Raw genomic sequence first — 9,480 nt, 5'->3', positions numbered from 1 at the left:
GTGCGCATCTTTGCAGCAGCAGTGATCAGTCAAGATCCACGGCTGTTTAAACTGAACGTTGATACGCCAACAGCATCCAATTATTTTAAAGCATTTTGAATAGTAAGGGCCCGCGCCCGCTTAAAACAGAGATTAGTTTAATGTCCTGGTGGAGAGTTAAAAGGCCAATGAACATTTCTTATGGTGCCACATCCCATGTGGGTCTGGTTCGGTCTGAAAATCAGGACGCGTACGGCAGCTTCCCAGAGAACAACCCGGATAGCGCTGATGAAAGACTTTTCATCGTAGCAGATGGTATGGGAGGACATCTGGGAGGTAAAGAAGCTAGCAGAATTGCGTTGCTGGAAGTGCCCCGGGTATTTTTCAGTGGTAAAGATACGCCAGTTCAGGAACGCCTTAAAGAGGCTTTCCAGCGAGCCAATGATTGTATTTACGATAAAGCACAAACAGGCAATGGATTTGACCGGATGGGCACAACCTGTACCGCGCTTGTCCTTTCCAATGGCCAGATATGTATAGCCCATGTTGGGGATACGCGTGCTTACCGCATTGAGAAAAACGGCATTGATTTATTAACAGATGACCATACACTTGTCGAAGAAATGAGACGAGAGGGTGTACTGACCGAAGCGGAAGCCCGCGTTCATCCGCGACGTAATACACTCACCCGCGCAATGGGTGTAGAGCCTAATCTGGAAATTGATGTATACGACATCGGCGAACTGAAGTCGGATCAGAGCTTTTTGCTGTGTTCAGACGGATTATCCGAAGTCTCTGCTGAAGAGTTTCAGCAAATTGTTGTACAAATGACCCCGCAGGAAGCAACAGAGAAGCTGGTTGATATGGCCAATGAAAGAGGTGGTCACGATAACGCTACTGCGCTGGTACTGCGCGCCGTATAGGCCGCAACTGCGCCTGGCCCAATTGCCTGGTTCAGTCATAGTGCAATTCCTGAAGTTGTATTCTCCAACGCGCTATTCAGCGCACCAGAATGCCCATGCAACAAGGTGATTCTTCCATCGGCCAGGTTATTGATGGCTACCGAATTCTCGAGGTACTCGGGAAAGGGGGAATGGGAATCGTATACAAGGCAGAAGATATCGCGTTGTCGCGTACAGTTGCCATTAAGATGATTGCCCCGGACCTGGTTTCTAACGAAACGTTCTTGCGCAGATTTCAATCTGAAGCGCGGGCGCTTGCGCGTGTGGAAAGTCCGTTTATTGTTGGTGTGCATGCTTTGCGAAAGGTGGAGGAGAATTTCTTTATCGTAATGGAGTATGTGGATGGATGGACGCTAGCTGATGAGATTGAACAAGGTGTCATAGAGTTTTCCCGCGCGCATGTGGTGTTGAAGCAGATGTTGCAGGCGTTTGCTCGCGCACATAGCGTGGGTGTCATTCACCGTGACATCAAGCCGCGCAACATAATGATTACCAAAACGGGCCGCGTCAAAGTGACCGATTTTGGGCTTGCCAAACTCCGGCAGGATGATGGGAAAAGCACGGTTACGCAGGGCATGGCCGGCACCGCGCGGTATATGTCGCCCGAACAAGTGCTGGGTACCACCATCGACCAGCGCAGCGATCTCTATTCGCTTGGCATGACCATGTATGAGATGCTGGCCGGTGTATTGCCGTTTGGGGTAGAAGAGGGGACGTTCACCATTCTGAAACGGATCGTGGAAGAAGACCTGCCCTCCCCGCTTGAGTACAATCCCAATATCCCCGCGAAGCTGGTGTATATCATCCAGCGTGCAATAGCCAAAGACCCTGAAAAACGATTCCAGTCGGCCCAGCAAATGCTGGAAGCCGTTGAAGAAGCGTACGCGACACCGCAAACCGCAACAATTGCAACCGATCAGCCGGCGCAAATTCCGGTAACACCGCGAACGCTGCAGAAAACGTCGAAACGCAACCCGATGCTGATTGCGGGCCTCATCGCAGGACTGGTGTTGCTCTATCCATTATACCGCATGTTTACCGGGGGAGAGACTGGGGAGCCGTCTTTGGCTACACAAGAGCCTGGCGCAACGCCAACAGGTACACCACCTGATAATGGCACTACGCTGGCTGCGCTGAATATTTCGAGTATCCCGGTGGGTGCGACTGTGTTTGTGGGGAGTGATTTGGCAGGTGTGACCTCGCGCGATGGCTTATCACTGGATCTTCCCGCTGGCAATATCAACCTGGCGTTGCAGATGGATGGATACCAGCGCCTGGACACCATGATTACTGTTGATGCCGGCGCGCAGCAGGTGTTGGCATTCCCATTGTTACGTATATCGCAGCCGATTGCTAACGCAGGCACACCTTCAGGGGGGAATCCTAATCAAGGCAATGCGGGGCAAACGAATCCGAGACCCGAAGTGCAGCCTGCTGCCACAGGACGCGTTACGCTTAAAGCAGAGCCGGCAGGGCGGATTTTTGTGAATGGGGAACGGTATACAGACAGTGTGTCGGGTGTTGAGCTGCCAGTAGGTACCCACAGCGTCAAGTTTGAAGATCCTGCTTCGGGGGCAAGCCGGGAGACAACCGTGACTGTCCGGGCTGGTCAAACCACTGAACGGATTTGCTATTTTGTACACCAACTTAATATTCAATTGAAATGGGTGGGGCCTGATGAGCCGGCATCACCTTTTGCTAATCTTTTTATCAATGGGAAAGCTGACGGGACTGCACCAGTTGGGGATTATCCATTGACCCCTGGAGAATACACGTTCTCACTAAAACGGCGTAATCACACGCTTTCTGAACCGCAAACGCTGCAAATCGCGCCGACTTTTGACATAGAAGAGACCAAACACAAACTCTTCTTTGACATCTCAAAAGCGCAGTAAACGCAGGTTCAAAGCGCCTCTCAGTGGTTTGCGATAGCGTCTAAAAGCGGTAGGTTCTCTCCTTTTTTGCGCCAAAAACTGAATTGGGTTCTGTTTTTGCTGCGTACTATGTGATGTTAACTACAGCTTGATGTGCCCTGAAGGCAAACATCGGTTGTGTCCTGCCCCAGTCTGCATTTCACGCATTGCTATCATCAACGCTATTTCCGATATGCACATCTCGATAACACGTAAGTGCCAGCTGCTTGTTGGCCTTTTTGTACTGTTACCTGTGACAAGTTTGTTTGCGCAGTCTTCGCTTGAAGATGCTGTGAGCGCTTACCATGAAGCTGAATTTGACCGGGCCATCACCTTGTTTGCTGATGTCGCCGGCGACGAATCTCAAAACAAAGGGGTACGCAAAGAAGCACTCCAGTTCCTTGGCCGCGCGTATGTTGCCAAGCGCAATGAAAACAAGGCACGCGATGTACTCAAAGACCTTATCGAACTCGAGCCCCCTATTGTGGAGCTTGATCCTGATGTAGAGTCGCCGCCGCTCATGAAATTGTACTACGATGTGCGGAAGCAGCAAACAGATAGCTACGAAATCGAGCGCGCCGATCCTGGTTTGCAGACGCTGGCCATTGTAGACTTTACCAACAATTCCCTCGATGATCGGGAGCGTTTTGATCCGCTTGAAGGTGGATTTGCTTCGCTGATGGTGCATCAATTGAATGGCGCGACCGGATTGAAAGTGATCGAACGCGAACGCATCCAATGGTTGCTCCAGGAGCTCGACCTGCAGCAGGAGGAGGGCCGCGTGGATCAGGCAACTGCTGTTCGTACTGGCAAATTGCTGGGCGCGACGTCCGTACTGTTTGGCTCTTTCATGAAGCACCGGAACGAGCTTCGTATTAATGCCCGCCTCGTTAAAGTTGAGACGGGTGAAATCTTGATGACTGAGCAGGTGGCCGGCAAAGACAAAGACTTTTTCGAATTGGCGGAAGAACTCAGTTTGAAAGTGGCTCAGGGCATCAATGTTAAGCTACAGGATACCATGATTGGCAAGCAATCAGACACGCGTTCGCTGGATGCGATGATTTCGTATTCAGAGGGGCTTGAACTCCTGGAGCAGGAAGACTATCAGGCTGCGTACCTCAAGTTTGAAGAGGCACTTGAATATGATTCAAACTATAGCCGTGCGCGGACAAAAGCGGATAGCATCAAGCCATTGTTGCTAACCAACGCCGGCTAATTTGCTAGCTGGATAACACAATATTTACAGGCCACTACTCCTTCAGGGGTAGTGGCCTGTTGCTATTTATCCCACCTTCGTATACCCAAAAAGGACCTTGCATCTACCGCGGTGAGCGGGATAGTGCCCGTATTTTATGGTGTAGTATTATAAGACCCCAAACACCATGCGTATCAATCAAATCTATTTTCTGACCCTATCGGTCTTTGTTACCATGTTGTCTTTCTGGTTCAACACAGAAAGAAACCAGGACATGGCAATACATCTCTCTGTTGCCGCTCAGGTTCAGGGCGACGATCCTGACGAGACCTTCAATAAAGCGGTTAAGGCATATGAGAATGCCGATTTCTCAGAAGCTATTTCACTCTTTTCCTCTGTTGCCGAGAATGAAGCCGGCGACCGCGTGAAGCGGAGGGATGCATTGCATTACCTCGGCCGCGCCTACGTTGCCCGCAGAAACGAACAGAAAGCCAAAGAAGCGCTAAGCGGCATGGTCAAGCTGGAGCCGCCGCGCATTGAGTTAGATCCTGATCAGGAGTCACCGCCGCTTATGCGCCTCTACTACGACGTCCGGAAGACGGAAAACGGAGATTATGGCGTAAAGCACGATCCAGGTGTGACAACACTTGCTGTGCTCGACTTTACCAACAACAGTATCGATGACCACGATAAATTGAATCCGCTGCAAAAGGGATTTTCCTCGCTGTTCATCAACCAGTTGAATGGCGCGACGAGCCTGAAGGTTATCGAGCGCGAGCGGATCCAGTGGCTACTGTCTGAACTTGATTTACAGGCAGATGAAAACCGCGTTGATCAGCAGACAGCGGTACGTGCCGGCAAGTTACTTGGGGCACAATCTGTATTGCTGGGTTCATATATCAAACACGGCAAGAAAATGGTGATTACCGCGCGCCTGGTGAAGGTAGAGACGGGCGAAATCATCATGACAGAAAAGGTCACTGGTAAAGCCGGCGATTTCTTTGAGTTGGCTGATCAGCTGAGTCTCAATGTTGCCCAAAGTATCAATGTGGATATCGAGCAGCACCAGCTCGGCGCACGTACAGATACCCGCTCGTTAGATGCCATGATTTCATACTCCGAAGGTCTTGATTTGCTGGAACAGGAAAACTACCCTGCAGCGTACGCCAAATTCCTGGAAGCCCTCGAATTTGATCCGCAATATGACCGGGCAGGTAACAAGGCAAAAAGTATTGAGCCCATGCTTTATGTCGCTGGCATGGCCAGCGACGGTTAAAGGTTGCTGGTTGAAGGTTTAATGTTGATTGGATCGGGTACAAAGCGCATCACACCCCATCACAAAAACCAACTTTAAACCTTCAACCTTCAACTTTAAACACAAATTGCACAAGCAATTTGTACCCATATATGGGGAAAATCTCGAAATCCTCCAGATCGAGGCATCATTTTTGGTGCTAAGTGCGTATATTTACGCTATCGATGCCGGGCAATATGTGGTTATGTTTATAATGCGCAATATTGTAGCCGGCCTATATCATAATTCCGGTCGATAGGCACTTTCCCGGTCGGATTGAATGGCTCATCTCGTGTCGCCAATAGCTACTGACGCAAGGACCGTTCTAAAATAGTAGGGAATTCCCCCGAGTCTATCACTTTCTTTCACACATTTGAATTGCATGACTGGCCCTCCAAAGGCAGCGTACAATTTTATCGCGTGAGATTTATCAGAGCGAGTATCAATTCGGCATGCAGAAATTCTTACATCTAGCCGATGTTCATCTAGACAGTACATTCTTGTGTCGCTCAGAACGGTTGCGCACCCAGTTGCGCAAAGAAGTGCGTGCATCGCTGCGCAGAGCGATTGACCTTGCCATCCAGGAGAAGGTTACTGCCGTCCTCATTGCGGGGGATTTGGTAGAAGAGAAACGACTTTCTGTAAGTACAGAAGCCTTTCTACTCGAACAGTTTCAGCGGCTGCATGAAGCGCAGATTCCGTGTATTTATGTTGCTGGCGATGTAGACCCGGCAGGACCCACATCCAAAACCTTGCAAATGGATTGGCCCGCGAGCTTCTTGCACATCAAGTCGCGCGCACCCAAAGTCATTGAACTACAGGATGTAGACGGCTCTGCCATTGCACGCATCGTGGGTATCGGACATGAAGTCGCCAGAGAAAAAGAGAACCTGGCCCTGCTTTTCCCCGAGGCACAAGACGATGTGCCTTACATCGGCGTCTTGCACACCCGCGTAGAAAAAGCGATTGGCGCTGAAAATGCCATCGACTGTGCACCTTGCCAGGTGAAAGACCTGAGAAAACCTAGATATACATACTGGGCGCTTGGGCATATTCATGAAGCGCAGGCCCTAAAAGGCGTTGCCACAGCCTGGTACTCAGGCAACCTTGTTGGCAATAGCGCTGATGAGCCCGGCGTGAAAGGTGGTTTGCTTGTCACGGTAGACGACGATCGCAAGGTATCTGTGACGTTTAAGGCACTATCCAGCGTACGTTGGTTTGATTTGGCGCTGCATGAATTGCAGGATATCAAAGACGTCGAAGATTTGGCGCGGCTAGCCGAACTGGCTTTTGAGCTAGAGGCAGATGGCAGCGAGTCGATTGCCATTCAGTTGGTCCGAATCCGGCTATCAGGCATGTGTCCTATGGCTGAGGAGCTGTTGGTCGACTCAAAGCGGGCGGTGATAGAAGAGAAGCTGGCGCAGCACCTCAATGTTGATGATGTGGAGCTGCGGGTGAATTTTGTGACGCCGCTGGTGGATGTAGACATGTACCGTGAAGACGCGCATCTGCTGAGCGAAGTATTGAAGGTCATTGAAGAGGTCTCTTCAGATCCTGAAATGTTGGATGACCTGGCGCCGGCGCAACTGGCCCAGCAATTAACCACGCCCGAAGACCGGCAGGCGTATCTCTCCAGTTTGTTGAATGCGCTTGACAGGGAAGCAATTGTCAGGCTAACGCATGAGGGTGACCATGCGAATTAAGCAGTGTGAAATAAAAGCTTTTGGGCAGTTCAAGGACCAGGTATTTACGGACCTGAACCACCCCATGGTTGTGGTTTATGGACACAACGAAGCTGGGAAAAGTACATTTTTTCAGTTCTTGCGCTCTATGCTGTACGGGTTTTACCCCGATCATGCAGAGCAATACCGGTATGCCCCGCACGACGGGACCACGGCTGAAGGACAGATTACGTTTTCGACGTCCCATAGCGACAGTATCATTGTGTCGCGCCGGCTGGAAAAAATGCCAAGCGGCTACCTGCTCAATGGTACGCGTGATGAACTTGGCAACCGTTCTTTGCCGGTGTTGTCTCATATTTCGCGCCCCGTCTTTGAGTCTGTTTACACGCTTGGTCTATACGACCTGATGGAATTCAGCGGCGAAGCCTGGGAGAAAATCCAGGACAGGTTGCTGGGGAGCCTGAACGACGGTCACGTAAGGCCGGCCAAGGACGTTATCCGTTCCCTGGAGCAAGAGGCCGATGCGCTGTGGCAAACAGGGTTACAGCGCAACTCGCTTGCGCGCCAACTTGATGTTCAGCAGCGCGACCTGAAAAAACTGGTGCTGGTTGCCAAAGACAACGACGAAAAACTGCGCGTACTGTCTACCGAAATGGAGGCCTTGACAAGCGAAGAAAGCGGACTCGAAGACGAGCAGATCCAGCTGAAAGCAGAGCGCCGGCGTGTACGTCGGTTGATGCCTGTTTACAGGTTGACCAATAAGATTGCCGGCCTTCGTGAAACGGCGGGTGATCTCGAGCCTTATCGCCATATTCCTGAAGACCCGCAGGTCATTCTTGATACGCTGTCGGAGCAGATCAGCAAAGACCAGGATAAACTGGACTATGCACGGCGCGACATTCGTTATGCGCAGGCTGAGATTCAGAAGTTCTCGCGCAATCTGTTGACGCAGCCGTTGACAAAAGAGATTTTGCAGTCAATTCGTGAGCTGCCGGAGGTAGAACTGCGTCATCACGTATATGCCTGTCAGGAAGCACTGGGCAGTCTGCGAGAAGTGCAGATGTATGCCAAAATGTTATCTGTACGGGTTTCCGTTAGCAAGCCACTGTATCCTTGGATAGTTGCAGCGCTGAGTGGTGTGCTGGCCATCCTTGCCGGCGTTTTGTGGTTCAACGAGACCTGGCTCTGGATGTCGGGGGTACTGCTTACGCTTTTTGGTGTGATCCAGGTGCTGGAAGTGTTGCGTCATAACCGTTCGATCGGATATGACGAGGCAGAAGAATGGCCGGAAGTAGCAGATTTTGAGATCGAAGCAGAGATGCAGAAGCAGGCCATCGTCGACTTGCTGGAGAAAATCCCGCTGCCGGCGATCCGTCTGGAAAACCCGGACCTCGAACTGGTATCCGATCTGGAGGCCATGAAAGGTGTCATCGAAGAATATGACCACCAGGTGCGCGACTATGGCGACCAGGACAAAGAATTCCGTATTCAAAACCGGTCGACGCTGAGCAAAATTAAAAAACTAAAAGAGCCGTTGGAAGCGCTGGGAGACGGTGAGGTCAACCGTGGTGCGCGCCGGCTCATGGAACGCCGCAAAGCTGCCCGTCAGGCTGCACAGTACGAAGAGAGCCTGCAACAGGACTATCCGGATTGGCAGGAGATGCAAGAAGAGATTGAAACGATCCAGGAAGCCGGTGAAGAAATTGTATTCTCTGATGAAGAAGTCATCCGCATCGAGTCGCGGCTCGAACAAGTTGATGAGACGCTGATGGATGTCGTAGCGCGCAAAGCAGAGAAGCGCAAAGATATTGAGCGTTTGAAATCAGAGCGTTCGATGGATTCCATTGAGAGTGAAATTGCACTCATCAAAGGCCGGCATCTCGAGCTGAAGCAGCGCAGAGACCGCCTGCAGCTGTTAGCAAACGTTCTACGCAAAGCTGAAGAGCAGTTTAGAATGAAGCACCAGCCGGAGGTGATCCGTTTAGCAGGGGAGTACCTTTCGCAAGTGACCAACAACCGGTACACGCGACTGGGCATGGAAGAGGAGACGGGCACGCTGGTTGTTTACGAAGGTGATTCCGATACATCGCACCCTGTAGGCCCTCCGCTTAGCCAGGGTACATGCGACCAGATTTTTCTTGCCATCCGTCTGGCCATCATCGACCATTTGGATGACGGCAAAGAACGCGTACCGGTATTCCTGGATGAGGTCTTTGTAAACTGGGATGCGCCGCGTAGAAAGAACGTTTATGGCATCCTTAAGAAAATGTCAGAAAAGCGCCAGGTCTTCCTTTTCACCTGTCACGACTGGCAGGCTGAAGAAGCCATCGAAGAACTGGATGCCCATAACCTGATGTTAATGCATCGGAATTAGCCTTTTTCTCTTATCCCATAAGAGAAAAAGGCGTATCCTGAGCGCGAGCGAAGGATCCCCCTCAGCACGCTGGAAGCGAGA

The 9,480-nt window shown here is 51.0% G+C and carries 6 protein-coding genes; all 6 read left to right on the top strand.

What is annotated here, in order from left to right; all coding sequences use genetic code 11:
• The first annotated feature begins 167 nt into the window (after positions 1-167).
• Complete coding sequence (locus AAF564_11930; protein MEM8486251.1) at positions 168-902, top strand: Stp1/IreP family PP2C-type Ser/Thr phosphatase; 735 nt, start codon at positions 168-170, stop codon at positions 900-902.
• A gap of 95 nt (positions 903-997) precedes the next feature.
• On the top strand, positions 998-2,836 hold the full coding sequence (locus tag AAF564_11925; protein ID MEM8486250.1) for a serine/threonine-protein kinase: 1,839 nt from the start codon (positions 998-1,000) through the stop codon (positions 2,834-2,836).
• A gap of 211 nt (positions 2,837-3,047) precedes the next feature.
• Positions 3,048-4,070, top strand: a complete 1,023-nt coding sequence (locus AAF564_11920; protein ID MEM8486249.1) for a CsgG/HfaB family protein — start codon at positions 3,048-3,050, stop codon at positions 4,068-4,070.
• A gap of 166 nt (positions 4,071-4,236) precedes the next feature.
• A complete protein-coding gene (locus AAF564_11915) occupies positions 4,237-5,325 on the top strand; it encodes a CsgG/HfaB family protein (protein ID MEM8486248.1) in 1,089 nt (362 codons plus the stop codon).
• A 470-nt stretch (positions 5,326-5,795) separates the two neighbouring features.
• Positions 5,796-7,046, top strand: coding sequence for a DNA repair exonuclease (locus AAF564_11910; GenBank protein ID MEM8486247.1), 1,251 nt, complete (start codon positions 5,796-5,798; stop codon positions 7,044-7,046).
• Positions 7,036-9,399 carry an AAA family ATPase gene (locus AAF564_11905; GenBank protein MEM8486246.1) on the top strand — a complete coding sequence of 788 codons (2,364 nt, stop codon included), beginning with the start codon at positions 7,036-7,038 and terminating at the stop codon, positions 9,397-9,399. The genes AAF564_11910 and AAF564_11905 overlap by 11 nt, the downstream gene beginning before the upstream one ends.
• Positions 9,400-9,480: the final 81 nt, after the last annotated feature.

It is taken from the genome of Bacteroidota bacterium, assembly GCA_039111535.1.
GTDB lineage: Bacteria > Bacteroidota > Rhodothermia > Rhodothermales > JAHQVL01 > JBCCIM01.
Note: the sequence above shows the minus strand (reverse complement) of the source record. Positions and strands in the feature narration are given on the sequence as shown.